Annotated in this window: 26 protein-coding genes; 8 read left to right on the top strand and 18 right to left on the bottom strand. The window is 32.1% G+C overall.

What is annotated here, in order from left to right:
* Positions 1–3: 3 nt before the first annotated feature.
* From GGR97_RS09310 to GGR97_RS09280, 7 genes are all read right to left on the bottom strand, one after another.
* A complete protein-coding gene (locus tag GGR97_RS09310) occupies positions 4–1,443 on the bottom strand; it encodes a SusD/RagB family nutrient-binding outer membrane lipoprotein (protein WP_167898241.1) in 1,440 nt (479 codons plus the stop codon).
* Between the two features lie 9 nt (positions 1,444–1,452).
* Entirely contained in the window at positions 1,453–4,659 is a 3,207-nt protein-coding gene (locus GGR97_RS09305; protein ID WP_167898240.1) for a SusC/RagA family TonB-linked outer membrane protein, read from the bottom strand.
* Between the two features lie 71 nt (positions 4,660–4,730).
* On the bottom strand, positions 4,731–5,411 hold the full coding sequence (locus tag GGR97_RS09300) for a TIGR04282 family arsenosugar biosynthesis glycosyltransferase (RefSeq protein ID WP_167898239.1): 681 nt from the start codon (positions 5,409–5,411) through the stop codon (positions 4,731–4,733).
* A gap of 2 nt (positions 5,412–5,413) precedes the next feature.
* Complete coding sequence (arsS, locus tag GGR97_RS09295; RefSeq protein ID WP_167898238.1) at positions 5,414–6,463, bottom strand: arsenosugar biosynthesis radical SAM (seleno)protein ArsS; 1,050 nt, start codon at positions 6,461–6,463, stop codon at positions 5,414–5,416.
* Positions 6,464–6,553: 90 nt separating this feature from the next.
* A complete protein-coding gene (locus GGR97_RS09290) occupies positions 6,554–6,889 on the bottom strand; it encodes an arsenosugar biosynthesis-associated peroxidase-like protein (protein WP_073122529.1) in 336 nt (111 codons plus the stop codon).
* 15 nt (positions 6,890–6,904) lie between these two features.
* The gene (locus GGR97_RS09285; RefSeq protein ID WP_167898237.1) at positions 6,905–7,612 is read right to left on the bottom strand and encodes a DUF547 domain-containing protein; all 708 of its coding nucleotides are present in this window, start codon (positions 7,610–7,612) and stop codon (positions 6,905–6,907) included.
* Between the two features lie 52 nt (positions 7,613–7,664).
* Positions 7,665–8,357 (bottom strand): queuosine precursor transporter, encoded by a 693-nt coding sequence (locus GGR97_RS09280; RefSeq protein ID WP_167898280.1) that lies wholly within the window; start codon positions 8,355–8,357, stop codon positions 7,665–7,667.
* 108 nt (positions 8,358–8,465) lie between these two features.
* Here GGR97_RS09280 and fabD point away from each other — a divergent pair, with 108 nt between their 5' ends.
* Complete coding sequence (gene fabD, locus GGR97_RS09275; protein WP_167898236.1) at positions 8,466–9,347, top strand: ACP S-malonyltransferase; 882 nt, start codon at positions 8,466–8,468, stop codon at positions 9,345–9,347.
* Between the two features lie 58 nt (positions 9,348–9,405).
* Here the strand turns inward: fabD and GGR97_RS09270 are convergent, their stop codons facing one another.
* The 4 genes from GGR97_RS09270 to GGR97_RS09255 form a co-directional block, all read right to left on the bottom strand.
* A complete protein-coding gene (locus tag GGR97_RS09270; RefSeq protein ID WP_167898235.1) occupies positions 9,406–9,909 on the bottom strand; it encodes a cupin domain-containing protein in 504 nt (167 codons plus the stop codon).
* Between the two features lie 58 nt (positions 9,910–9,967).
* Positions 9,968–10,381: an MFS transporter gene (locus GGR97_RS09265; RefSeq protein WP_167898234.1), complete on the bottom strand. Its 414-nt coding sequence runs from the start codon at positions 10,379–10,381 to the stop codon at positions 9,968–9,970.
* 74 nt (positions 10,382–10,455) lie between these two features.
* On the bottom strand, positions 10,456–11,472 hold the full coding sequence (gene galE, locus GGR97_RS09260; RefSeq protein ID WP_167898233.1) for a UDP-glucose 4-epimerase GalE: 1,017 nt from the start codon (positions 11,470–11,472) through the stop codon (positions 10,456–10,458).
* Position 11,473: 1 nt separating this feature from the next.
* Complete coding sequence (locus tag GGR97_RS09255; protein WP_167898232.1) at positions 11,474–12,610, bottom strand: DegT/DnrJ/EryC1/StrS family aminotransferase; 1,137 nt, start codon at positions 12,608–12,610, stop codon at positions 11,474–11,476.
* Between the two features lie 102 nt (positions 12,611–12,712).
* Here GGR97_RS09255 and GGR97_RS09250 point away from each other — a divergent pair, with 102 nt between their 5' ends.
* Positions 12,713–15,076, top strand: coding sequence for a penicillin acylase family protein (locus GGR97_RS09250; protein ID WP_167898231.1), 2,364 nt, complete (start codon positions 12,713–12,715; stop codon positions 15,074–15,076).
* A 37-nt stretch (positions 15,077–15,113) separates the two neighbouring features.
* Here the strand turns inward: GGR97_RS09250 and GGR97_RS09245 are convergent, their stop codons facing one another.
* Genes GGR97_RS09245 through panB form a run of 7 tightly spaced genes read right to left on the bottom strand, consistent with a single transcriptional unit; the run spans position 15,114 to position 20,788 of the window.
* Complete coding sequence (locus tag GGR97_RS09245) at positions 15,114–15,917, bottom strand: DUF6503 family protein (RefSeq protein WP_167898230.1); 804 nt, start codon at positions 15,915–15,917, stop codon at positions 15,114–15,116.
* A gap of 10 nt (positions 15,918–15,927) precedes the next feature.
* Positions 15,928–16,812 carry a cysteine synthase CysM gene (cysM, locus tag GGR97_RS09240; protein ID WP_167898229.1) on the bottom strand — a complete coding sequence of 295 codons (885 nt, stop codon included), beginning with the start codon at positions 16,810–16,812 and terminating at the stop codon, positions 15,928–15,930.
* A 5-nt stretch (positions 16,813–16,817) separates the two neighbouring features.
* The gene (locus GGR97_RS09235) at positions 16,818–17,663 is read right to left on the bottom strand and encodes a phosphatase PAP2 family protein (RefSeq protein WP_167898228.1); all 846 of its coding nucleotides are present in this window, start codon (positions 17,661–17,663) and stop codon (positions 16,818–16,820) included.
* 9 nt (positions 17,664–17,672) lie between these two features.
* Entirely contained in the window at positions 17,673–18,449 is a 777-nt protein-coding gene (gene epsC, locus GGR97_RS09230; protein WP_167898227.1) for a serine O-acetyltransferase EpsC, read from the bottom strand.
* 40 nt (positions 18,450–18,489) lie between these two features.
* Positions 18,490–19,431 (bottom strand): 2-hydroxyacid dehydrogenase, encoded by a 942-nt coding sequence (locus tag GGR97_RS09225; protein ID WP_167898226.1) that lies wholly within the window; start codon positions 19,429–19,431, stop codon positions 18,490–18,492.
* Between the two features lie 27 nt (positions 19,432–19,458).
* The gene (locus GGR97_RS09220; RefSeq protein ID WP_167898225.1) at positions 19,459–19,953 is read right to left on the bottom strand and encodes a hypothetical protein; all 495 of its coding nucleotides are present in this window, start codon (positions 19,951–19,953) and stop codon (positions 19,459–19,461) included.
* A gap of 16 nt (positions 19,954–19,969) precedes the next feature.
* Positions 19,970–20,788, bottom strand: a complete 819-nt coding sequence (gene panB / locus GGR97_RS09215) for a 3-methyl-2-oxobutanoate hydroxymethyltransferase (protein WP_167898224.1) — start codon at positions 20,786–20,788, stop codon at positions 19,970–19,972.
* A 157-nt stretch (positions 20,789–20,945) separates the two neighbouring features.
* On the opposite strand from panB, the gene GGR97_RS09210 reads away from it, so the two are divergent.
* The 6 genes from GGR97_RS09210 to GGR97_RS09185 all read left to right on the top strand — a co-directional run bounded on the left by GGR97_RS09210 (position 20,946) and on the right by GGR97_RS09185 (position 25,342).
* On the top strand, positions 20,946–21,518 hold the full coding sequence (locus tag GGR97_RS09210) for a sigma-70 family RNA polymerase sigma factor (RefSeq protein ID WP_167898223.1): 573 nt from the start codon (positions 20,946–20,948) through the stop codon (positions 21,516–21,518).
* An 8-nt stretch (positions 21,519–21,526) separates the two neighbouring features.
* Positions 21,527–21,793: a hypothetical protein gene (locus GGR97_RS09205; RefSeq protein WP_245229484.1), complete on the top strand. Its 267-nt coding sequence runs from the start codon at positions 21,527–21,529 to the stop codon at positions 21,791–21,793.
* Between the two features lies 1 nt (position 21,794).
* Positions 21,795–22,436 (top strand): O-methyltransferase, encoded by a 642-nt coding sequence (locus GGR97_RS09200; RefSeq protein ID WP_167898222.1) that lies wholly within the window; start codon positions 21,795–21,797, stop codon positions 22,434–22,436.
* A gap of 244 nt (positions 22,437–22,680) precedes the next feature.
* Positions 22,681–23,280 (top strand): DUF4956 domain-containing protein, encoded by a 600-nt coding sequence (locus tag GGR97_RS09195; RefSeq protein ID WP_167898221.1) that lies wholly within the window; start codon positions 22,681–22,683, stop codon positions 23,278–23,280.
* The gene (locus tag GGR97_RS09190; protein ID WP_167898220.1) at positions 23,222–23,965 is read left to right on the top strand and encodes a DUF2490 domain-containing protein; all 744 of its coding nucleotides are present in this window, start codon (positions 23,222–23,224) and stop codon (positions 23,963–23,965) included. Before GGR97_RS09195 ends, GGR97_RS09190 begins: the two co-directional genes overlap by 59 nt.
* A 6-nt stretch (positions 23,966–23,971) precedes the next feature.
* Positions 23,972–25,342 carry a CotH kinase family protein gene (locus GGR97_RS09185; protein ID WP_167898219.1) on the top strand — a complete coding sequence of 457 codons (1,371 nt, stop codon included), beginning with the start codon at positions 23,972–23,974 and terminating at the stop codon, positions 25,340–25,342.
* Position 25,343: the final 1 nt, after the last annotated feature.

The raw sequence follows: 25,343 nt of genomic DNA, 5'->3' as shown, positions 1-25,343 counted from the left end.
TTATTATTCGTTCCACCAAACAGGCACGTTAATACTATTGTTATTTGTCTTAGAAGCTACTTTATTGTAGTTCTCTTGGTTCAATGTAATTTCATCTGTAGGGTAGGGCATTCTTGCAGGAATGATATTGTTATTTAAACTAGCAGAAATAGTTTGCAATTCAGGAAATCCTGTTCTTCTATATTCTGTCCATCCCTCATAACCATTTATAATATTGGCAATCCATTTTTGCGTACTAATTTGTTGTAGAGGAGTAGTACCAGGGGCATTAAAATTGGCATTGTTGATTAAATAATCATCAGGTAAGGAAGTGTTCCAATATTCAAAAGCTAGCGTTACACCTTGTTCGTATAAATTTTTGGCATCTGCCGTAATCAATCCTTTTTGAGCAGCCTCTGCCAGTATAAAATAGGTTTCCCAAGCAGTAATGAAATTTGCTTTTAAGCTTGATGAATTTTCTCTAAAAAGAGAACTGGCCAAAGAATAGTCGGCTAAATTTACTTGAGTTACAGAGGGGTTGATTCCGTTAAATAATCCCTTAAAATCCTCTGAGTTTGAATTTTCAAAAGGTCTGAACAAAGTATTTAGCCTAGGATCGTTTAAAGAAGTTAAAATATTTTCATAAGTTTCTGATAATACAAAATTGTTAAAGTCACCAATTCTTAAACGAGACAGTCTAAAATTATTAGGAGCATTGGCAGAAAAATTAAAAACAGCATTCTGATGATTTTCTTTGATAAAATAATCTTCCGTAAAAAGAGCTTGCATTTTTTCGGAGACATCCATCTTTTTAGAAATTCGTAGTAAATATTTTAACTGTAAAGAATTAGACATTCTTTTCCATCCGTCTAAATCACCATTAAACAAAAGATCTCCATTTAAAGGAATACTTCCCGTATAGGCATCTATAGCTGTGTTTGCTTTTTCTAAGTTATCAAGAATTCCTAAAGGAGCTGTGTAAATAGCTTGTTGGCTGTCATAAGCTGGAGTTACTTCTTTGTTAATGCCATCAAAAGCATCAAAATAAGGAACATCTCCAAATAAATCTGTGAGACCAGCAGTCATGTATGCTTTTAAAATTAATGAAGGTCCTTTATATACTGTTTCTGAAATTTGTGTTTTAGACTGTTCTAAAAGAATTTGATTGTCTCTAAGATTGGTGTAAAAAATAGCCCAAGGATTACCGCCTAATTGAGGTGATTTTAAATCGTGCCTGTCAAACAAATTAAAATCCAAAGCAGTTCTGTATTGCCCTAATAAATCTCCAGCAACAAAACCTTCGTAGCTCATTTCTTCTGCAAAATTATAAACCACTTGTCTTAACAACAAATCAGAAGTTACCCGATTTGGAGCATTTGGATTGGTATTAATTTCCTCAAAATTATGGGTGCAGCTTACGAATGATAAACCTAAAATGATGAATGTATATATGTAATTTTTCATGATGTTTTCTTAAAATTTTAATCCCAAATTAATTCCGTAACTTTTAGTGGTAGCATAGCTTAAATCTTCTACACCACTTACAAAACCATTTCCTTGTACGGCAATTTGTTCAGGATCAAAATGTGGATTTTCTGTAAAGGCAAATAAATTTTTACCAATAAGAGATACTTTAATATTAGCTCCATCTTTTAAGCCTAAACTTCCCTTTTTTAGAGGAAAACTATACCCAATAGAAATTTGTCTTAATTTTAAAAAGCTAGCATTGTAAATATTATTTTCTTCATGATTACGATCGTAATATTGTCTGTAATAACTTTCGGCACTAATAGCGGTAGTATTGGCCACATATATTGGGTTTTCAGCCGTTCCAGTATTTACCACTCCTTTGGCTACAATTCCTTCTGTAGGTCTATGGCTTGTTTCTGCCAATTGCCCTCCTACATTTCCTAAAGCACGTGTTCTAGATACAATTTTTCCTCCTTGACTCCAATCAAACACAAAGTTTGCATTCCAGTTTTTGTAGCTAAAATTGTTGGTCCATCCTAAGGTAAAATCAGGATTGTAGTTTCCTAGTTTTTTTAATGTGTTGTCTGCTATAAAATTTCCATCTCCATCAATTACAAAATAACCATTTTCATTTTTTAAATAACCCGTTCCATAAAAATCACCAATACGTCCACCTTTTTCTACCTGAAAGTATACGGTTTGGTTAGCACTATCGTAAATACGACTGTAAGCAAGTGTTAAAGAACTGTCTTGTTGAGGTAAATCTAATATTTTAGAACGAGTACTGTTAAAGTTAAAAAGTACATTCCAAGTAAAGTCTTTTGTTTTAAATGGGGTTGTGTTTAAAAGTATTTCAACACCTTGTGTTCTTACTTTTCCTCCATTAACTACTTGTTGATTGTATCCTGAGGATACAGGTATAGGCAAAGAAATAATTTGATCTTTGGTAGTGGAGTTGTAATAAGTAACATCAACATTAAAACGATTGTTAAAGAAATTTACAACACCACCAATTTCGTAAGCCGTAGTAGATTCAGGTTTTAAATTCTCGTTAGGAATAAAATCTTGACTGCTAAATGTAGGATTTCCATTTACGGTTGTTTGTGAGTTAAATACGCTAGAGGTTTGATACGGATTGGTGTCGTTCCCTACTTGTGCAACACTAGCCCTAAGTTTGGCAAATGAAATATACTCTGGCAATTTAACTGCATTGGATACAATAAAACTAGAAGATATAGAAGGGTAAAAGAAAGAAGTATTATCTGCTCCAAAAGGAGTTGCCAAAGCACTAGACCAATCATTACGTCCGGTAATGTCTATATAAACCAGATTTGAATATTTAAACTTGGCAATACCATAAAGCGAGTTTATTTTTTTTGTTGCTGTTTGCTGAAAAACATCAATAGGGCTTGCAGCATTGTTTAAATTAAAAATGCCAGGTTGTGCCAAACTAATGGTTTGTGCTTGGCTGGTGTTGGCAGTTTGTTTTAAAGTGTTTCCTCCAAAAGAAACGTCTATTTTCCATTGGTTGTATTTGTTTTTATAGTTGATTAAAAAATCGGAATTGATTTCTTTGTAATACACATTGTGTTCTGCATAGCCTCCGTTTTTAAAACGATTGCTACTAAATGCACGTCTAAACTGACGGATTTCAGAAGAATAATCAATACCCGATCTTAGTTTTAAAGACCAGTATTTGTTAAAGTTTTGTTGAATATTTATGTTTCCAAAAACACGATCTCTGTTAAATGAGTTTCTGTTTTCTTGTAAAATAAAATAAGGATTATCAAAAAAAGTATAATTGTAAGAAAACTGTTGTCTGTCTTCTAATCCTGGTTGCCAATAATTTTTTAAACTATTAATGTTTAAAGATCTGGGGCCCCAAGCAACCAAAGAATAATTTACGTTTTCACTTCCATATCCGTTAGAAGGTCTGTTGTCACTTTCTGATTGTGTATAACTTGCCGATACATTTACTACAGTGTTTAAACTAGGTTTAACGTTTATTTTAGCAAAAGCAGTTTTTCTTTTTAGGTTTACACCCGGTATAATAGATTCGCTATTTAAATCGGTAAGTGATAGTCTGTAATTTCCTTTATCAAAACCGTTAGAAATAGCAATGTTGTTTATAGTTGTAAAACCAGTTTTGTAAAAATCTTTTAAATTGTTTGGGTTAGATGTAAACGGGGTAGCTGTAATAGGCAAGTTGTTATACAAAGAAGTATCTCCACCTCTTACAATAGTTCCATCAGGCAAAGTAACAGGACTATCAAATTGAGGAATTAAAATATTGGTATCTAATTTAGGTCCCCAAGAATAAGTAATATTATCGCTAATACCAGCACCCAAACCATCTTTAAATTCAAAAACTCCCGACTGTCCTTGTCCGTATTGATTTTGAAATTTAGGAAGTTTAAAAGCCGTATCAATAAAAGAACTGCTGTTAATTTCTATTCCCAACCCGTTGCTTTTTTCTCCATTTTTAGTGGTAATAACAATAACTCCGTTCGCAGCCCTGGTACCATACAAAGCGGCAGCACTAGGTCCTTTTAAAACCGTAACAGAGGCAATATCATCTGCATTAACTTCCATAGCTCCGTTACCAAAATCTACTTCCTGAAAACCAGCAGCAGCCTCGTTGGTGGTGTTAAAAATTGTATTGTTGTTAATAGGAGTTCCATCAACAATAAACAAAGGATTGTTATTAGAAAAAGAAGATTCTCCTCTAATGGTTATTTTAGAAGAAGAGCCAACACCTGTAGCTCCTCTAGTTACTTGTACTCCTGCAATTTTACCAGAAAGATTGTCTAAAAAATTAACAGTTTTAACTTGTGCAATATCTTTAGGTCTTAGGGTTTGAACACTATAGCCCAATTCCTTTTTTTCTTGTTTTACTCCTAAAGCAGTAATCACAATTTCGTTTAGTTCCGTTGTGTTTTCTGTAAGAAAAACGGTTAAAGTGGTTTTGTTTTTTACAGAGAGTGTTTCATCAATAAACCCAATAGAAGAAAACGTAAGTGTATTTTGATTTGTTGTAATGGTAAATACTCCATTCTCATTAGAAATGGCTTGATTTCCCTCGGTATCGTTAATAGTTACAAAAGCAATGGTACTTTTATCTTTCTTGTTAAAAATAGTTCCTGTAATTGTTTTTTGGGCAAATAAAGACAATGACAAAATGAACAAAACACTAGTAAATAGTAGTTTCATGTATAGTTTGTTAAAATAATAAAATAAGAATGCTAGCTAACTATAAAAGAGATTGTAGTTAGTTTTGTAGATTATAAAGAAAGAAAAATAGGAGATCCTTTGTTGTAAAAACAAGTATTTATAAAAGAAGTAAAATGTGAGTTTTTATAAAAGACTTTGGTTTTTTTTATAAAAATTAAAAGTTTAAAAAGCTCTTTAAGAGCTAGGGAAATATGATTGTGTTGTAAAAAAAGAGACGTTAAATCGGTAAGGGTGTCTATATCTTTTAAAGGAGATAAAAGAACTAATTTGTGATTAGATTTATTGTTTAAAAGGAGTAACGTGTTTTTAACTAAGGATGAGGTTTGCCAAGGTAATTTTTGATATTCTTCTGACTGAAATTCTTTTTTAGAAAATGTCATTAAATAAAATCCACCATCTTTAGATGGACCAAAGGTTAGCTTTTTTTTAGCGGTGTTTTTAATAGATTTTTTTAAAATACCTGTAGTAATTTCGGGAGTATCGTTCCCAACGGTAATTACATAATCGTACCCTTTTTTAAAAACTTTAGACAATGCATTGGTTAGTTTTGCACCAAAATCATTACCTACCTGATCTTGTTCATTACTAACAAAATAAGGCATGTTGGTTTGCCTCACTTTCTTAAGAATGTCTAGGTTTAGTTGCTCAAACAGCAATTCTGCATTGGGAATCTGTTTAGATTCTGCAGTGGCTGATTGCGCAAAAATTAAAAAAGCAGTTTTGTGGCTCATCTTTATGCTACACTTCCTTGACAGCTACTCCCAGCACCGGCTGTACAACCGTAACAATGTTGAGAAACTATAATTTGTCTATTACTTAAAGCTTCTACATCAAACTCTGATAAATGTTTTCCTTTGGTAGCTACTTTTAAATCTAATTGCTGATTAAAATCGCAATCGTATAAATTTCCGTTCCAATCTACAGAAATGGTGTTTTTACACATTAAATTTTCTACGGCCGATGGATTGTAAGCATCTACCAATTCGTCCATGTAATCTTCGTAGTTTTCAGAAGCTACTAAAAATTCTAAAAATCGACTTACAGGTAAATTGGTAATGGCAAATAAATTGTTAAACGTAATGCCAAAATCTTCTTTTAAAGCTGTTTTAAATTCCTGCTCTAGTTCTGCCTGGTTTCCTGGTAAAAAAGCACCAGAAGGATTAAAAACCAAATCTAACTGCAAGCCACTTCCTTCTATTCCGTAACCTACTTTGTTTAATTCTTTTAAAGCTTTTATAGAATCATCAAAAACACCATTTCCACGTTGTTTGTCTGTTTTACCACGTTTGTAAAAAGGCAAAGAAGACACTACATGAATGTTGTGTTTTTTAAAAAAGTCAGGTAAATCGTAATATTTTTTATTGGCTCTTAGAATGGTAAGATTAGAACGTACAATAAAATCTTGCACTCCAATTTTACTAGCCTCTTCTACAAACCATCTAAAATTCGGATTCATTTCTGGAGCACCTCCTGTTAAATCTAAAGTAGTAGCACCAGATTCTTTTAACTTGTCCAAACACAATTGCATGGTTTCGGTAGTCATAATTTCTTTTCTGTCCGGACCAGCATCTACATGGCAATGTGCACAAACCTGATTACACATATACCCAACGTTTACCTGAAAAATTTCAAGTTTTGTAGGTTTTAATGGGTATTGATTGCTTTCTGAAACTTTTTGTTTAAAAGTGGGTAATTCTCCGTTAGCAAAAGCTCCACTATTGAACAAGGCCAATTGGTTTTTAGGATCTGCTAAACTATCTTTTCTTTTTGCGAGTGATTTCATTCATAAGGGTATCAGGTATCAGGTATCTGGTAGCAGGTATTTTAAAGAGTTTATTCTAGATACTTGCTACTTGTTACTTGATACTAATTTCTACATCGACAGTTTGTCGTATTTTTTCATCATTTGTACACCGTGTACCAAAGTTGCTCCAGATTTTATAGCAGCAGCCACATGCACGGCTTCCATCATTTCTTCTCTTTCTAATCCACGTTTTAAACCGTCAGAAGTATAAGCATCAATACAATATGCACATTGTACGGTATGCGAAACAGCCAAAGCAATTAAAGATTTTTCACGAGCAGTTAACGCTCCTTCTTCAAAAACTTTTCCGTAGTATTCAAAAAACTTCTCTCCTAATTCTTGATCCCATTCGCTAATTTTTCCAAAATCTTTTAAATCTTTTGGATCGTAATATGTCTTTTGCATGTACTGTGTTTTAGATTATTTTTTATTTAAATTCCAATTGTATTCCAAGTAGCTAATAGTTGCGTTTGTAGAAACGTTAACCGTACTGTATTGGTTTATAAATGTAATTAAATCTCCTTGTTGGGTAAAGTCATCTTTAAACCAATTAAAAATTTGAGACAATTCTAATTTTGATTCTGTAATTGTATTTCTATCTCCTTGATTGATAAAGTTTTTGATTCCTTTGGTTAATAAATTATCAATGTTTTTTTCTGTAAAAGCCGTATTTGTAAGTGGCGGACAAGAAATAGAAGCACAATTTACACCTACATGAATGCGAGGATCTTTGTATTGCTTTCTTAATATTTCGTGCTCAATATGGTTTAAAGTATAGGTTTTACCTCCAACTTTGGCAAACGGAATTTCCCAAGCGTTTTTATCATTTTCGTTAATCTCTAAAATTGATGTTACAGGATAATTGTCTAAAATTATTTTAACGGTATATGCATTGTATGCATTGATCCAAAAAGCTTTGGTTTTATTTGCTGACCAGGAAGTATTTGGAGTTGTATTGTTTAAATATTCTAAATAAGTATCTAGTTGCACTTTGTCTTTTGTAAAAGAATCATAATCAACCCAACCGTTATCATCAACGTGTTTTTGTAATAAATTGTTCCAAACAGAAGTTTGAGAAAAAGAATGTAGGCTTATTAAAAGTGCCCCAATAAAAAATAAATGTTTCATAAATCTAGAGATCAATAATCTTTAGACCTTAGTTGGGAATTGAATAGAAACATTACAACTTTAATGATTTTATTTCATCGTTTACATTTAAATGAAACTTCTTTTTTAGATAAAAAACAATTGCATAAAGAATTGGAGTGTCTATAATAGCAATAATAGCCTTGAATAAAAAGCCACTAATGACTAAAGCAGTAAAGGAACTCCAAGGTAAAACGTTAAAAAAGCACAGAAGTCCTACCACTAAAGAAGTATCTATAAATTGAGAAGTAAAAGTTGAAAAATTATTGCGCAACCATAAATGTTTTCCTTTGGTATAAGTTTTCCAAAAATGATAAATACGAATGTCTACAAACTGAGCAGTTAAGTAGGCTAGCATAGAGGCCAATACCCCTAAAGGAGACAATCCAAATACTTTGGAAAAAGTAACATCATCCACAGGAGAATTTGCAAGTGCAGGAACGTAATTAGCCAAGAGAATAATTCCCATAGAAAAAACAGAAGCAAATATTCCAACAATCACAACCTGATTGGCCTTTTTCTTTCCATAAATTTCAGAAATGGTATCGGTAATTAAAAAGGTAATTGGATAAGGAAGTATTCCTGCAGAAATCTCAAATCTATACCAACCAAAGGGTTCCCAATAAAAGAATTTTTGAAAAATTAAATTAGAAACAACTAAGGAAGTAATAAAAAGAGTGGCTAGTATTAAGTAAATAGCCGAGGCTTGTTTTTCTTTTGTAGTCATCATAAACAGTAGTTCTATCATCGAAAATAGAACTCTTTGTTTGAATAAACTTACGTTTAGGGGTTTTTTCCTATTTTTGCCCCACAAAATTTAGAAAAACTAATTTTTATGAAAGCATATGTATTTCCTGGACAAGGAGCACAGTTTACAGGAATGGGGAAAGATTTGTATGACAATTCTCCATTAGCTAAAGAATTATTTGAGAAAGCAAATGAGATTTTAGGATTTGAAATTACTAAAATTATGTTTGAAGGTTCTGCTGAAGATTTAAAGCAAACCAACGTAACTCAGCCAGCTGTATTTTTACATTCTGTAATTTTGGCAAAAGTTTTAGGAGATAATTTTAAAGCTGATATGGTAGCAGGTCACTCTTTAGGAGAATTATCGGCCTTGGTTGCTAACGGAACTTTATCTTTTGAAGACGGATTAAAATTAGTAGCTAAACGTGCAGATGCTATGCAAAAAGCATGTGATTCAGTACCTGGAACTATGGCAGCTGTATTAGGATTAGAAGATGCTGTGGTAGAAGAAATTTGTGCAGCTATTGATGGAGATGTGGTAGCCGCAAATTATAACTGTCCTGGACAATTAGTGATTTCTGGAGAATTAGAAGCAGTAAAAGCAGCTTGCGAATTGGCAACTGAAAAAGGAGCACGTAGAGCTTTATTATTACCTGTGGGAGGAGCATTCCATTCGCCTTTAATGGCACCTGCAAAAGAAGAATTAGCAGCAGCTATTAAAGCAACTCAATTTAACGAGCCATCTTGCCCAGTATATCAAAATGTGGTAGCAAAAGCGGTAACGAATGCTGATGAAATTAAAGAAAACTTAATTGCTCAGTTAACAGGAGCTGTAAAATGGACACAATGTGCACAAGCGATGATTGCCGATGGAGCTACTGAAGTGATAGAAGTAGGACCAGGTAAAGTATTACAAGGTTTATTTGCTAAAATTGATAGATCTGTGGCTAGAAGTAGTGCAGAGATCTAAAAAATTAGAATTTAAGATAACAACAAAATCCCTTACAATTTGTAAGGGATTTTGTGTTTTAAGCTTTTGTAAGCTTGGTAATAATATGTGTATGTTGCGGAAACTCTTGTAGTAAATCTTTTCTGTTGGCTAAGGTAAAATCTTTAAAATCAAATCCAGGAGAAACAGTACAACCTACCAAAGTATAACTGTTGCTGTTTTCTACAGTAGCACCAAACCAATAATTTGCAGGAACTACATGTTGAAATTGTTGGTTGTGTAACACATCGTTTCCTAAAACAACGGATGAATAAATTCCATCGGGAGAAATTTGATGAATTCTGATAGAAGCTCCTTCATGAAAATGCCAAACTTCATCTTGATTGATTTTATGAAAGGCAGAAAAATCTTCAGAGGTTAATAAAAAATAAATACTGGTACTGTAACATCTATTTCCTTTAAACTCAATAGGTAAATTATGGTTAATAATAATACCGCTACTTCTATAAGTTTCTTTAAAATATCCTCCTTCTGGATGAGGAGCTAGGTTTAATTCCTGAATTAATAAATCGGCTCTATTCATATTTTAATATAGTAGACAAGATAAATTGTTTTAAAAGGAGTGTTTTCATGGTTAGGGCTTACCCAATATGTTTTAAGTCGCTCTTAATTTTATTTTCGGTAGGTCTTAGCAAAAGAATATAAATAATTAAAATAATCCCTAAAAGAGCAAAGTCACGTTGTAAAATAAGAATTAGAAAACAAGTTCCTTCTAGAATAGCAAATCTAACAATAGCCGCTGCTTGATAGGGAGCTATTTTATCTTCTAAAGGTAGGTTTGTGTCTATTTTTTGAATTTGCAAGCGAAATAAAACAGAACTTAAAATAACGGCAACTAAGGGGATTAATGCATAAATAACAGAGCCTTTAGTTATTTTAGGGATTTGAGTAAGTTGTTCTAAAGATTTAAAATCTCCAATTACATAATAACCTACGCAAATTCCTAAAACAATAGCAAGATGAATTGTTTTGATAGTTTTTAATTTCTGTTCCATATTTTTTATTTAAATATAGCAAAAAACCCTTTCTATTAGCTAGAAAGGGTTTTATAAATATAAAGTAATGTATACTACTTGTTTTGTTTTAATTGCCATTCCCAAGCAGATTTTAAAGCAGTTTCTAAGCTAAGCTCAGTTTTCCAGTTTAATTCTTTATTGGCAATAGTTGTATCTGCATAAGCAGCAGTAATATCTCCAGCTCTACGATCTACAATTTTGTAGTTTAATTTTAGGTTATTAGCTGTTTCAAAAGCGTTAATTACTTCTAAAACAGAACTTCCTGTTCCTGTACCAACATTAAAATATTCAAACTTTTCTTTGTTGTTTCCATCAATTAAACGCTGTAAAGCTGCAATGTGAGCTTTGGCTAAATCTACTACGTGAATGTAATCTCTAACAGCAGTTCCGTCAGGAGTTTCGTAATCATCACCAAAAACAGACAATTCAGCACGTAAACCAGCGGCTGTTTGTGTAATAAAAGGAATTAAGTTTTGAGGAACACCAATTGGCAATTCTCCAATTTTAGTAGTTGGGTGTGCTCCAACCGGATTAAAGTAACGTAATGCAATTGCCTTAAAATCGTGAGCTTTGGTTGCATCTTCTATAATTTCCTCACCAATTTGTTTGGTATTTCCGTATACAGATTCTGCTTTTTTAACAGGAGCTTTTTCGGTAATAGGTAATTCATCAGCTTGACCATATACAGTACAAGAAGAAGAAAAGATAAAGTTATCTAATTTTCTGTCTCTCATCTCTTGCAATAAGTACACTAAAGAACCTAAGTTATTTTCGTAATAATCTAAAGGCTTGTGCATGCTTTCTCCAACTGCTTTAAAAGCAGCAAAGTGAATAATACCATCAATTTGGTATTTGTCAAAAAAAGCTTTTACATCTGCTTTAATTCTTAAATCAATTTGTTCAAAAGCTGGTTTTGTTCCAGTAATCTCTGTAATTTGATCTAAAACTTTGATGGTTGTGTTTGATAAATCATCAATCACTACTACATCAAATCCTGCATTCTGTAATTCCACTACGGTATGAGATCCAATGAATCCTAAACCTCCAGTAACTAGTATTTGCTTAGCCATGTTAATATGTGTTATTTAAATATTTAAGTATCGTGTTTGTAATAAACTCTAATTGCTCTGTTTCTAGAGCAGTGTGCATGGGTAAAGATATTACTTGTTCAATTAATCTATTGGTGTTGGTAAAGTTATCTTCTATAACGTTTTCATTATAGTAAGCCTTTTGCTTATGCAATGCTACAGGGTAATAAATAGCATTGGGAATGTTTAATGATTTTAAATATTCGTGTAATCCATCTCTTTTCCCTTGTCCTATTTTTAGAGTGTATTGATGAAATACATGTGATGAAAATGTTGAGGTAACAGGAGTGGTAATTACATCACAATTTTTAAAAGCGTTGTTGTAATATGCGGCTGCTTTTTGTCGGGCTTTGTTGTACGTGTCTAAAAGAGGTAATTTAGTATCTAAAATAGCTGCTTGTATGCTATCTAATCTAGAGTTTACACCCACCACATCGTAATAATATCTTTTATACATTCCGTGGTTTACAATTCCTTTTAGTTTGTGAGCTAATTCATCATTGTTGGTAAAAATAGCACCACCATCACCATAACAACCTAGGTTTTTAGATGGAAAAAAAGAAGTAGTTCCTATAGTTCCCATAGTTCCCGCTTTTTTAATAGTTCCATCACTAAAAGTGTACTCAGCTCCTAGAGCTTGTGCAGTGTCTTCTATTACGTATAAATTATGTTCTTTGGCAATGTTTAAAATAGCTTCCATATTAGCACATTGACCAAATAAATGTACAGGAATAATGGCTTTTGTTTTTGGAGTGATTGTTTTTTTTAAAGCATCAATACTTAGGTTAAAAGTATCAGCTTCCACATCTATTAAAACAGATGTTAATCCTAATAATTGAATTACTTCTACGGTAGCAGCAAAGGTAAAATCTACCGTAATAACTTCATCACCTGGTTTTAAATCTAAAGCCATTAAGGCAATTTGCAAAGCATCGGTTCCGTTAGCACAAGGAATTACATGGTTTACATTTAAGTAGTTTGCTAAATTGTTTTTAAAAGAAGCTACTTGTGGACCATTAATAAAAGTAGAGTTGCTTAAAACTTCCTGAATAGAAGTGTCTATTTGTTCTTTAATGTCTAGGTATTGACTGTTTAGGTCAACCATTTGTAGTTTCTTCATTTAGGCTAGGTTGATTCACAAATTAACAAAAATTAAGCGATTTTTCCTAAGTCAAAGAAACTAGAATCTTTATATTTAAAGACGATTAAAATCATTCAGAAAATGAAAATTTTTAAAAGAATTTTATGGGGACTTCTTTCTATAGTTATTTTGCTAGTGGTAGGAGTTTATTTGTATGTAGAAAGTTTAAAACCAGTATATAATGGTACTATAAAAATTGATGGCTTAACCAATACAGAAGTGTATTTTGATACCATTGGAGTCCCTCACATTTTTGCAGAAACAGAGCAAAATGCTATGGTTGCTTTGGGTTATGTACATGCACAAGAACGTTTGTGGCAAATGGAATTGTTAAGAAGAATTGCAGCGGGTAGACTTGCTGAGATTTTAGGAGAAGATTTGGTTGAGGTTGATGTGTTTTTTTCTTCTTTAGGAATAGATGAAACAGTAAACAAACAAGTACAAGCACTAGCTAAAAATCCGAAAGTACAAAAGTTGGTAGCAGCTTATTTAAAAGGGGTAAATGCTTATATAGATACAGGAAAAACTCCTGTTGAATTTACGCTTTTAGGAATTGATAAAGAACATTACACTACAAAAGATATGTATTATGTAACAGCTTATATGGCTTTTAACTTTGCACATGCTTTTAAAGTAGATCCGTTATTAACATATATTCAAACTACATATGGAAATGAGTATTTAAAAGATTTGGCTATTGATGTTGATGCCCGTACGGTGTATCAAGAAAATTACGATGCACGAACTCAGAAAGCTTTAGCGAGTGTTACAACGCTTCTTAAAAAGTTACCTTTTCCACAATTTATAGGAAGTAATGCCTGGGTAGTAGCTCCTCAAAAAACAACTACAGGTAAAGTGTTATTTGAAAATGATCCACATATTGGATACGCACAACCTAGTGTATGGTACCAAGCACATATTAAAACTCCTAAGTACGAACGCTACGGTTTTCATTTAGGATTAATGCCTTTTCCATTATTATCTCACAACAGAGATTATGCTTTTGGCTTGACTATGTTTGAGAATGATGATATGAATTTTTATACCTTAAAAAAACATCCTACAGATAGCACCAAGTACGAAATCTCTACCGGAATTCATACGTATGATTATGTAAACAAAGTGATTAAAATTAAAGGAGGGACAGAGAAAAAAATACAGATTAAAAAATCCATTTTAGGACCTGTATTTAACAGTCAGTTAAAAACCTTAGATTCCGTAAATCCTATAGCTGTACAATGGGTGTTTAACGAAAAGCCCAACACGGTATTACAAACATCTTATGGAATTAATCATGCAAAAAATGTGTATGATTTTGAAAATCAATTAAGAGGTTTTTCTGCTCCTGGGTTAAATTTTGTGTATGGAGATAAGGAGAACAACATAGCTTTATGGTCAGTAGGGCAGTTGTATAGATTTAAAGATCCTGTTAATACTCGTTTTGTGTTAAATGGTATGGATAGTATTCATACAGAAAAAACATGGGTAAATTTTGATAAAAATCCAAAAGCGATTAACCCACCTAAAGGATATTTAGTAACCTCTAACACACAGCCCGCTGCTGTAGATGGAGAATTGTATCAAGGATATTATTTGTCCGAGGATAGAGGAGTGGCTATTCATAAAGAGTTAGAAAAAAATGAGAAAATAGGTATGAGTGATATGCTAAGTTTGGCTACAAGTCATACAAGTCCTGTAGTTTTAAACAATATAAAAGCCATTGTAAAAGGAATTGATATAGAAAAGTTAAGCCCTTATGAATTGTTGGTTTTAGATAGATTAATCAAATGGAAAGGAAATCACGGGTTGTTAAATGTGGGGCCAACTATTTACAATAAACTGAATTTTAAATTGTTAAAACATACCTTTAAAGATGAATTTGGAGCTACGTTTTTTAAGGATTATGTGGATTCTCATTTAAGCAAAAGAACACAGAATAAATACATATACAATACTACTTCTGTTTGGTGGGATGATATTACTACCGATGAAAAAGAAACTTTTGAAACTATTGTAATGAAAAGTTTTAAAGAATCGGTTGCAGAGCTAACTTCTCAGTTAGGAGATAAGGTGGATGAATGGCATTGGAAAAAAGTACACACCGTAACACACGAACATGCTTTGGCAAAAATAGACTTGTTAAAGAAATTATTGAATGTAGCTGAAACTCCAATTACGGGAGGAAACGAAACCATTAATAATACCATGTTTGATTATACAGAAAATGGTTTGTACAAATCTAATGCAGGACCTTCAGCTCGTAGAATTATAGATTTTTCGGATGTAGAAAATTCATACGCAGTAGTTCCTACAGGTCAATCTGGAGTTTTTAAAAGTCCTTACTATAGCAATCAGGCAAATTATTACAATTCAGGAAGATATTTTAAAATGTTGATAAATGAAGAGGAAATTAAAAAGAGTAAAAATAAATTAGTATTTAAATAAAAAAACGAGACCCAATTAGGTCTCGTTTTTTTTGTTTTTATTTTTCGATGAAGTTACTTGGAGGAGTAAATAGGTTTTTATTAAAATCTATAAATTGAAAGTTACTTAAAGTAGCTTCTCCAATTTGTTTGGTTAAACCTTCTTTTTTATTCCATCCCCAATAAGTCCAATGGGTAGCAAACGGAATTCCATCTACTAGATTATAATTGCCGTATTTTATAGCATGAGGGTCTTGTTCTGCCTCTTCTTTTGTTTTTCCAAGGGTAACAATGTAAGCTGCTGCAGAAATTAAATTAGTTTTAGGATCAGAATAAATATAATACCAATCATCGGGAGCATCACCTGTACCAGAAGTAAAGGTTAAACGCTGACTATTTTTTTCTTCACCATTTAATGTTGTTTTTTCAAACTCATCCCATTTAGTTCCTTCGTCATAAAGTTTATAGGGTAGTAAAAAGAAATAAGCCCAAGTGTAGGCATTAAATCGAACTCTATTTTCGTTTTTAATGTTGGGTGTGTGATATACCTTATTATCTAAAGTATATATTTTACTACCATCTTCTAAGGTAATCACTCCTTTAGAAGAATCTGTAGTTAATAACATGTTTCCTTTTAATATTTCATTGCCTCCAAAAGAGATGGTAATATCAAATTGAATGGCTTCTTTTGTTAGAAAATGATTTTTATGATGTGCATTTTGAATGACATCAATTTCTGGAATACTAGTTTTTTGAACTTGAGTATTCTGAGTTTTTTGTTCTTGTTTAGGAGCTTCTTTACAGGCTGTAAATAAAGATGCTACACCAAAAACAGTCGCAATAAATAAGGTTGTAGTTTTCATAAGAGGTTAATTAATCGAACAAGTCCGATGATAAATATCTATCCCCTCTGTCGCAAATAATAGCAACAATTACACCGCTCTCTAATTTATTTGCCAACTTTACAGCTGTGGCAACAGATCCACCAGAGCTCATACCTGCAAAAATACCTTCTTCATTAGCTAAACGCTTAGTCATGGTTCTTGCATCAGCTTCAGAAACCTCCATAATAGTATCTACTTTTGATCTATTAAAGATTTTAGGTAAATATTCTTCTGGCCATTTTCTAATTCCTGGAATTTGAGAACCATCACTAGGATGTGCTCCTACAATTTGTATGTTCGGGTTTTGTTCTTTTAAATAAGTTGAGGTTCCCATAATAGTACCTGTAGTTCCCATAGCAGATACAAAATGTGTTACTTCTCCATGGGTATCTCTCCATATTTCGGGTCCGGTAGTGTTGTAATGTGCTTTCCAGTTGTCATCGTTAGCAAATTGGTTTAACATTACATATCCTCCTTGAGCTACTTTTTCATCAGCATAATCTCTAGAACCAATAATTCCTGTTTTGGCAGATGTTAAAGTTACTTTAGCCCCGTACGCACGCATAGTTTGTACACGTTCTACTGTAGAGTTTTCGGGTAATACTAGTTCAATATCAATATTTAAAAGTTGGGCAATCATGGCTAAAGCAATTCCAGTATTTCCACTAGTAGCTTCTATTAACTTGTCTCCATCTTTAATATCTCCTCTTTCCAAAGCTCCTTTGATCATGTAATAAGCTGCACGATCTTTTACGCTTCCTCCAGGATTGTTACCTTCTAATTTTAATAATAATTTTACGTTTGGATTTTGTACTAAATTGGTAGTTTCTACCAACGGAGTGTTTCCAATATATTCTAATAATTTATGATACATAGTTGTTAATTAAAAGTGTAACTAATTTTAAAATTCATAAGTCCACCATCTAGTTTCCATACGTTGGTAAGTTCTTTTTTAACTTGTTCTCCTTCGTATATTTTGGTTAAATACTTATCTATACTGTCTACGGTAATAAAACCTATAAAGGTTCCTAAAGCTACATCAGAAAACCAATGAGCACCATCCCATAACCTAGAAACAGGTGTAATAGCTCCCACAGCATAAATTCCTGCTTTTGCCCAAGGATTGTCTACTTGGCGGGCAATACTATGTGCAAAAACCGTAGCTACCACAGAGTGACCCGATGGGAAAGAGTGATATTTAGCTAGTGGGGTAAAAGGCTTGTAAGCTCTGGCACCTACTTCTGCAGAGGGTCTTGCTCTACCTACCATTGTTTTAATAGTAGTTTGTAAAAAACCTGCAGCTGCAATAGAAGACATTAGTAAGATTCCTGTTTTTTTAATTTTAGGTTTTTTGGCAATGTATCCGTAAGTAAATAAACCTCCAGAAAAAACCACTGCATTAATAGGTCCTCCAAACCAATCTCCAAATTCTCTTATAGGAGTAGGAACTTTAGGTTGTAGTTTTTTAAAAAAAGGATTTACGGGTTCATCAATAAAAGTTAAAGCAGCATAGCTTCCTAAAACCAATCCTGTTTGTAGAAATTGCTTTTTTTTCCATTTAAAAGGAGATGCGTAAAAATTGGCAATCCCTTTCCAGGTGTATCCAAAATCTTCTTTAAGCGATTGTTCTCTAGCTACTACACTTTCTAAAGACTCTTGTGAATACGACAATGTTGTGCATAACAACATAAATAGAATGACTATTTTTTGAGGTAAGTTTTGCATACTTAGTAATTATCTAGATTTAATATTAGCTTCTATAGTGTTGTATACAACGGAGTTGTTAGGAACTGATTTAGTAACCCAAACGTTACCTCCAATAATAGAGTTTTCTCCCACAACGGTTTCCCCTCCTAAAATAGTAGCATTGGCATAAATACAAACGTTAGATTTTACGGTAGGATGTCTTTTGGTATCTTGTTTATCTTTACTAACACTTAATGCTCCTAAGGTAACTCCTTGATAAATTTTAACATTAGGTTCAATAATACAAGTTTCTCCAATAACAATTCCCGTAGCGTGATCTATAAATACAGGTGCGTAAATTGTAGCTCCAGGATGAATGTCTGTTCCTGTTAATCTATGAGCATATTCACTCATTAATCTAGCAAAAAGATATAATTTTTGATTGTATACTTCGTGACTTAAACGGTGAATAGCTATGGCATAAAACCCAGGATACGCAAAATAGATTTCTTCTACTCTTCTAGCTGCAGGATCTGATTCCATAAAATAGGCTGCATCTTTATTTAAATCTTCTAAAATAGAGGGCAGTTTTTCTGCAAAATGAATCCATGTTTTGTCACAGATTTCTTGAGTAGAAGCGCATGAAATTTTAGCTGCTTTTTTAAATAAAAGTTCTAATTCTTTAAATCCGTTGGCTAAATCTATGCTATCATCAAATAAAACACTAAATATTTTTTCAGTAAAATCTTCAACGCTAGTTTTTACACTATAGTTTAAATCAGTGTTTTGTTTAATGCTTTGTAGTTGTTTTATTATTTCTTTCATGCTAAAGTTGTCTAAGCATAAAAGTAAACATTACAATTCTTTAATTAAAAAAATGTTGATGTATCTTTTGAGTGATGGTTTTTGCTAATTTAAACTTAGATTCTACAGTCCAACCAGCAATATGTGGAGATAATAAAACATTATCTGCGTGAATTAAATATTCAAAAGCAGGAGGTAGTTGATTGTTTTCAAAAAGATTTTCAAAAGATAGTTTTTCGTACTCTAAAACATCTAAACAAGCACCTAATACTTTACCAGATTTTAATCCATCTACTAAGTCATTCGTTACAATAGCAGTTCCTCTTGCGGTATTGATAATGTAAAATGATTTTTGAAATCCATTGATGAAATTTGCATCAATCATTTTAAAAGATTGCTCGTTGTGTGGGGTATGAATGCTTAAAACATCTGTTTGTGCTTGCAATTCTTCCAAACTAACTTGTGAGCAATTTTCATCACTTACATGATCTTTTAAATCGTAACAAATAACTTTACAATCAAAACCTTTTAGTTTTTTAGCAAAGGCTTTTCCCATGTTTCCGTAGCCAATTAATCCAACGGTTTTACCCTCTAGTTCTAAACCTCTATTGGCTTCGCGCAACCATTGTCCTTGTCTTATTTCTAAATCTGCTTTTTTAAGATTGTTAAATAAACTTAAAATCATTCCCAAGGCATGCTCTCCAACAGCATTTCTGTTTCCTTCTGGAGCTGCAATTAAAACAATTCCTTTGCGTTTTGCATAATCACAATCTATACTTTCTAAACCAGCACCTACACGTGCTATAAATTTTAAATTGCTAGCTGCATCTAAAAATGTTTTATCAATGTTAAAACGACTGCGGATGACAATTCCATCGTATAAATGAATTTTGCTTTCTACTTCTGTTTTAGTCGAAGTATAATCTTCGTGATTTTCACAACCAAAAAGTGCTAAATCTTCTTGTAATATAGCGTGGTTAGAATCTATGTGAAGTATTTTCATAATTGGAAATTACTGGCGGTTTTATTCTTAAAAACAAGGTTTGCTACTATAATTGTTTGAGTTATGATCAATAGTGAAATTGAATTCTTTTTGATCTTTTCCTCTAATATATTTTACATAATCCCATATTCCAGAATGTGTTAAAATATATTGTCCGTTTATTTTACCGTTATATAATTCGTTGTAATGAGTAATTATAGTAGGATGTGCTCCTCCTTTTAGAAACTCTTCTTTAAGGTAGTTAAGGCTGATAGCTGTTTTTGATCCTTTGTATTTTACGCTAATAGCTTTGTTGTTGTGAAACCTAATCCAAATTTTTAAGTTTTTATTATTGTCTGCATTGTAACAGATATAATGTTCTTTAGTGGTTGTTGCCGTATTTTCTAAAGATTGATTTTTTAATAAAACGTCTTCTTTTTTTGTAATAGTATCTGAAACTATTTTATTGGTGTTTCTGTTTTTTTCTTTACAAGATGTTAGAAACAATGTATTAATCAGAAGTATTTTAAAAAATAGTTTCATGTAGGTTGTATAAAACTTAATATTGTTCTTTTTCGTTAGGAAAATCAACAGATTTTACATCTTTGGTATATTGTTCTACGGCATTACTCATATCATCATACAAGTTTAAATATCTACGTAAAAAACGAGGATGAAATTCATGAGTCATTCCTAACATATCGTGAGTTACCAATACTTGTCCGTCTACAGCAGCCCCCGCACCAATTCCAATAACAGGAATACTTAAACTATCTGCTACTTTTTGTGCTAATTTTGCTGGAATTTTTTCTAAAACCAAAGCAAAACAACCTTTAGATTCTAAAAATTTAGCATCGGCAATTAATTTTTCTGCTTCTTGTTCTTCTTTAGCTCTAACGGTATAAGTTCCAAATTGGTAAATAGATTGAGGAGTTAATCCTAAATGTCCCATAACAGGAATTCCTGCCTGAATAATTCTAGATAAGGCATTTTCAATTTCAATACCACCTTCTACTTTTACAGCGTGAGCTCCAGATTCTTTCATAATTCTAATAGCAGAACGCAAAGCCTCTTTAGAGTCTGATTGATAACTTCCAAAAGGAATATCTACCACCACCAAACTTCTTTTAGTAGCTCTTACCACACTACTGGCATGGTAAATCATTTGATCTAAAGTAATAGGTAACGTAGTTTCGTGACCGGCCATTACGTTAGAAGCAGAATCTCCAACTAATATTACATCAACACCTGCTGTATCAATAATTTTAGCCATGGTAAAATCATAAGCCGTAAGCATAGAGATTTTTTCTCCTTTGCTTTTCATTTTGATTAGCGTGTTTGTGGTAATTCTCTTGTATTCTTTTTTTATTGCAGACATAATTTTATAGAATCTAAAAAATTCAGTGTGTAAAATTACTCTTTTTTAAGGAAACACCGTAATTAATTAAAGATTACTGCGATTAGATTCTAGGTAGTGAAGTGGCACATTTGTTGAGAAATACCTTATCTTTATCACGTAAAACCTACAAGGGAACATGTCAGAAGAAACTAAAATACATACACTAGATCCGGATAAATGGATAGATGCTTATGCGGACTATCTTTTTAATTATACGATTGCTAGGGTTAGTGATGCTGAAAAGGCGAAAGACTTGGTGCAAGAAACTTTTTTTGCGGGTCTAAAATCTATGAAAAATTTTGAAGGGAAAGCAAGCGAGCGAACTTGGTTGATTTCTATTTTAAAAAGAAAAATTATAGATCACTACCGTAAAATAAATTCCAAAAAAGGAAAAGCTGAGGTTCGTATGAACTTTTATCAGGATAGTGAAAGAGAAGGTGATTGGATAGAAGAACGAGTTCCTCAAGAATGGAATGGAGGAGCAGATGCAGAAATGGAATCGGAAGAATTAGGAGCTGCTTTACAAGCATGTATTCAAAAATTACCAGAAAAATATAGAATGGTTTTTGAAATGAAAACGATTCAAGGTTTTGAGACCGAAGATATTTGTAATGAGTTGGATATAACCTCGTCTAACCTTTGGGTTATTATCCATAGAGCTAGAACTCAACTAAGAAAGTGTATGGAAGATAATTGGTTTAAAAAGTAAGTATGGCCATGGGAAAAATGAAAATTACATGTGAGGAGGCTACTGCAATTTGTACTAAATCGCAATACGGAGCAGCCACATTAACAGATAAAATTAAATTGAATATACATTTTATGTTTTGTAAAGTGTGTAGGTTGTTTAGCAAGCAAAATTCAGAATTGTCTGATATGTGTGCAATGGCTAAAAGATATCAAGAAACACATAAATGTTGTTTAAGTGCAGAAGATAAAGAAAAGCTAAAAGCACAAATTAAAGAATTCGATAAAGAAAAATAGCATGCACTTTTTACCAGATGAGATAGATCAATACGCAGTAAATCATTCTCAAAAAGAGCCTGAACTTTTACAGGCATTAAATACAGAAACTTGGCAAACGGTACTAAATCCGCGTATGTTAAGTGGTACTTATCAAGGTAGATTATTATCAATTATATCTAAATTAATCAATCCTAAGAACATTTTAGAAATAGGTACTTATACCGGATATTCTGCACTTTGTATGTGTGAGGGAATGAAATCTACAGGATCCTTACATACCATTGATAAAAACGAAGAGTTGTTTGATTTGCAACGTAAATATTTTGACTTATCTCCTTGGGGAGCACAAATGCATCAACATGTTGGAAACGCCATAGATATTCTTCCTACTATTGATGAAAAGTTTGATTTGGTTTTTATAGATGCAGATAAAGCTAATTATTCTAACTACTTTGATTTGATTATTGATAAAATGAATCCAGGTGGAGTAATTTTATCAGACAATGTGTTGTGGAGTGGAAAAGTGGTTCAAGAAATTGACCCTAAAGATATAGATACTAAAGAACTTGTTATTTATAACAAAAAAGTAAATGAAGACGATAGAGTGGAAACAATACTACTACCTATTAGAGATGGATTAACCATTACAAGAGTAAAATAAAATTCTTTTACATATTAAAACAAACAAGACATTTCTATGTAGAAATGTCTTGTTTGTTTTATAGAGGGGTCTTTGTAAACTATAGAAAAATAACAAACCTAACTAGCTGTAATAGGTTTGTAGCTATGGTGTTAGGTAGCGTTAAGTTTAATCTACTGCGTTTTTATAGTAAAATTCCATTTTTTTTTCCTCATTTTTGCATAAAATATAGAAACACACCTATTTACATACCTGAATAAATAATATGGAAATATATAACATGCCTATTTTTGATGATGATTTTTACAAAATGCTTTTTAAATTTTGTATCAATATCAGTTTTCTAACTATTATTATTAGGGGACTTTACTATAAAAAAGCCAAAAACAAAGAATATTTTTTTACCTATTACATGATTAGTGTAATTGTATTCTTTTTGTGTTTTACTCTTAAAAAGTTTGAATTAGACCTAGGTATGGCTCTAGGGCTGTTTGCTATTTTTGGAATTATACGATATAGAACCAACTCTATTGATATTAAGGAAATGACCTATTTATTTGTAGTAATTGGGGTTTCTGTAATTAATTCTTTGGCAAATAAAAAAATGAGTTATCTGGAATTGTTTATGGCTAACTTACTGATTATTTTAGTTTTATGGTTGACGGAGTGGTTTTGGAGTTTAAAACATCAAGTATCTAGAAAAATTACTTACGAAGTTTTAGAAAATTTAAAACCAGAAAATTATCAACTATTAAAGGACGATTTAGAGGAAAAAACAGGTCTAAGTATTGAGAAAATAAAAATTCATGAAGTTAACTTTAGAAGAAAATTTGCAAACATTACCATTTACTACGAAAATAAATAAGGCAATGCTAAACAAGTTTTTATTGATAGGAATGTTTTTAATATCTGTGGTAACCTATGGTCAAGACACACTAGTTGTTAGAGATCTAGAAACATGGTCAAGTATAAATTTAAAATACAAAATCAACAAAAAGTGGTCTGTAGCTTTACAGGGGCAATTAAGGTTAGATACTAATAGTTCAGAGGTAAATCAATACTTTGGACAGTTTGATGTAGAGTATAGCTTTTCTAAACATTTTGAAGTTTCGGGAGCATTACGTTATATAAAAAAGAATGATCATACAGGTAAAATTCAAGGATACGAAGATTACTTAAGATATCATATAGACGGAACCTACAAGCACAAACTAAATAATTTAGATTTAAAATATAGAGTTCGTTATCAAACTAGAAACGAATTAGAGGTTGAAGATGAATCAAAACAAACAATCCGTTTTAAAACAGAAGCTGTTTATAACATAAAAAAATGGAAGTTTGATCCCGAGTTGTCAGGAGAACTATTTCGTTCTGCAGGAGCCAATGTAAATCATCAATTAGAAAGTTATAGAATTACTTTTGGTACTACTTTTAAAGTACACAAGTCTGCTAAAATGAAACTTTTTTATAGATACGATCAGGAAGTAAATACAGATTACCCATTAACAACAAATATTGTTGGGGTTAAATATACTTACAGTCTTAAATAAACAATTATGAATATAAGAATTAAAAATACTCAACCTGTATTATTGGTTTTAATCATAGTACTGTTAGTAGTATCGTGTAGAGAAGTAGAAATTGTTCCTAATAAAGATATTAAGGAGTGGACTATGGAAACTCATACAGATTTAGAGGGAGTTAATTATGATGTTATTTTTCCTGAAAATAAAGTAAATAGAGTTGATATTGTTTTTTCTAAAGAAGAGTATAAAAATATGAGGTCTAATTTGGCAAGTTTAATTACTGCTGCAGAAGGACCCGATGTTTTTTCGGATGAGAAACCTATTTATGCTCCTTGCGATTTTTATTTTAACGGTCATCAATGGTACCATGTAGGAATTAGATATAAAGGAAATTCAAGCTTGTTTGGTGCTTATAATAATGGGAATGGTAAGTTACCTTTAAGACTTAAGTTTGATGTTTTTGAAGATGAATTCTCTGAAATTAAAAACCAACGATTTTATGGTTTTCAAGATTTGTCTTTAGGAAGTAATTACAACGATGCTTCTTATATGAGAGAGAAAACAGCAACAGAATTGTTTAGAGATTTTGGTGTACCCGCAGTACAAACAGCTTTTTATGAAGTATATGTAGATCAGGGTACAGGAGACCCTGTGTATTATGGATTGTATACTTTAGATGAGGTGGTGTTTGATACCATGTTGTCGTCTGTTTTTGGTAGTAATACAGGAAATTGTTACAAACCAGAAGGAAGAGGTTCTATGTTTTCTGCCAATGAATTTAATTTGGAAGATTTTGAGAAAAAAACAAATGAAGAACTAGCCGATTGGTCAGATATTCAAGAATTATACAATGTATTACATTCTCCTTTAAGAACTACCGATGTTGAAACTTGGAAAACCAATTTAGAGAGTGTTTTTGATGTACAAGGTTTTTTAAAATATTTAGCTGTAAACAATACTATACAAAACTGGGATACGTACGGAAATATGAGACATAATTATTTTCTGTATAACGATCCTGCAGATGGATTGATCAAATGGATTGTTTGGGATAATAACGAAGCTTTTTTAAGTGGTTCTGCTCAATTACAAGCTTTGTCTTTAGGTATGGATGAAGTAAGTGATGATTGGGCATTGATTTCGTTTTTAATGGATGTAGATGCTTATGAGGCGGATTACAAAACCTATTTAAAAGATTTTGTAGATAATTATTACAACCCAACAAGAATGAATTCCATATTCGACAATTATTACAATTTAATTTTACCTAGCGTATCGTCAGAAAGTTCAGAATATACAAGTTTGTTTGTGGGTTCTGATGATTTTGATACAGCTATCCAAACCATGAAAAACTTTTGTGTTTCTAGGAATGAAGCTGTAACGTCGTATTTAACTAATTAAT

The sequence above is a fragment of the Wenyingzhuangia aestuarii genome (assembly GCF_011927765.1).
In the GTDB taxonomy this organism is placed as follows: domain Bacteria; phylum Bacteroidota; class Bacteroidia; order Flavobacteriales; family Flavobacteriaceae; genus Wenyingzhuangia; species Wenyingzhuangia aestuarii.
The sequence above is the reverse complement of the archived record's forward strand: the minus strand, read 5'-3'. Positions and strand labels throughout refer to the sequence as shown.

What these genes read in the sequence shown, in the direction of transcription:
- GGR97_RS09310 (WP_167898241.1), bottom strand. Translation starts at nt 1,443, where the DNA reads ATGAAAAATTACATATATACATTCATCATTTTAGGTTTATCATTCGTA.
- GGR97_RS09305 (WP_167898240.1), bottom strand. Translation starts at nt 4,659, where the DNA reads ATGAAACTACTATTTACTAGTGTTTTGTTCATTTTGTCATTGTCTTTA.
- GGR97_RS09300 (WP_167898239.1), bottom strand. Translation starts at nt 5,411, where the DNA reads ATGAGCCACAAAACTGCTTTTTTAATTTTTGCGCAATCAGCCACTGCA.
- arsS (WP_167898238.1), bottom strand. Translation starts at nt 6,463, where the DNA reads ATGAAATCACTCGCAAAAAGAAAAGATAGTTTAGCAGATCCTAAAAAC.
- GGR97_RS09290 (WP_073122529.1), bottom strand. Translation starts at nt 6,889, where the DNA reads ATGCAAAAGACATATTACGATCCAAAAGATTTAAAAGATTTTGGAAAA.
- GGR97_RS09285 (WP_167898237.1), bottom strand. Translation starts at nt 7,612, where the DNA reads ATGAAACATTTATTTTTTATTGGGGCACTTTTAATAAGCCTACATTCT.
- GGR97_RS09280 (WP_167898280.1), bottom strand. Translation starts at nt 8,357, where the DNA reads ATGACTACAAAAGAAAAACAAGCCTCGGCTATTTACTTAATACTAGCC.
- fabD (WP_167898236.1), top strand. Translation starts at nt 8,466, where the DNA reads ATGAAAGCATATGTATTTCCTGGACAAGGAGCACAGTTTACAGGAATG.
- GGR97_RS09270 (WP_167898235.1), bottom strand. Translation starts at nt 9,909, where the DNA reads ATGAATAGAGCCGATTTATTAATTCAGGAATTAAACCTAGCTCCTCAT.
- GGR97_RS09265 (WP_167898234.1), bottom strand. Translation starts at nt 10,381, where the DNA reads ATGGAACAGAAATTAAAAACTATCAAAACAATTCATCTTGCTATTGTT.
- galE (WP_167898233.1), bottom strand. Translation starts at nt 11,472, where the DNA reads ATGGCTAAGCAAATACTAGTTACTGGAGGTTTAGGATTCATTGGATCT.
- GGR97_RS09255 (WP_167898232.1), bottom strand. Translation starts at nt 12,610, where the DNA reads ATGAAGAAACTACAAATGGTTGACCTAAACAGTCAATACCTAGACATT.
- GGR97_RS09250 (WP_167898231.1), top strand. Translation starts at nt 12,713, where the DNA reads ATGAAAATTTTTAAAAGAATTTTATGGGGACTTCTTTCTATAGTTATT.
- GGR97_RS09245 (WP_167898230.1), bottom strand. Translation starts at nt 15,917, where the DNA reads ATGAAAACTACAACCTTATTTATTGCGACTGTTTTTGGTGTAGCATCT.
- cysM (WP_167898229.1), bottom strand. Translation starts at nt 16,812, where the DNA reads ATGTATCATAAATTATTAGAATATATTGGAAACACTCCGTTGGTAGAA.
- GGR97_RS09235 (WP_167898228.1), bottom strand. Translation starts at nt 17,663, where the DNA reads ATGCAAAACTTACCTCAAAAAATAGTCATTCTATTTATGTTGTTATGC.
- epsC (WP_167898227.1), bottom strand. Translation starts at nt 18,449, where the DNA reads ATGAAAGAAATAATAAAACAACTACAAAGCATTAAACAAAACACTGAT.
- GGR97_RS09225 (WP_167898226.1), bottom strand. Translation starts at nt 19,431, where the DNA reads ATGAAAATACTTCACATAGATTCTAACCACGCTATATTACAAGAAGAT.
- GGR97_RS09220 (WP_167898225.1), bottom strand. Translation starts at nt 19,953, where the DNA reads ATGAAACTATTTTTTAAAATACTTCTGATTAATACATTGTTTCTAACA.
- panB (WP_167898224.1), bottom strand. Translation starts at nt 20,788, where the DNA reads ATGTCTGCAATAAAAAAAGAATACAAGAGAATTACCACAAACACGCTA.
- GGR97_RS09210 (WP_167898223.1), top strand. Translation starts at nt 20,946, where the DNA reads ATGTCAGAAGAAACTAAAATACATACACTAGATCCGGATAAATGGATA.
- GGR97_RS09205 (WP_245229484.1), top strand. Translation starts at nt 21,527, where the DNA reads ATGGGAAAAATGAAAATTACATGTGAGGAGGCTACTGCAATTTGTACT.
- GGR97_RS09200 (WP_167898222.1), top strand. Translation starts at nt 21,795, where the DNA reads ATGCACTTTTTACCAGATGAGATAGATCAATACGCAGTAAATCATTCT.
- GGR97_RS09195 (WP_167898221.1), top strand. Translation starts at nt 22,681, where the DNA reads ATGGAAATATATAACATGCCTATTTTTGATGATGATTTTTACAAAATG.
- GGR97_RS09190 (WP_167898220.1), top strand. Translation starts at nt 23,222, where the DNA reads ATGAAGTTAACTTTAGAAGAAAATTTGCAAACATTACCATTTACTACG.
- GGR97_RS09185 (WP_167898219.1), top strand. Translation starts at nt 23,972, where the DNA reads ATGAATATAAGAATTAAAAATACTCAACCTGTATTATTGGTTTTAATC.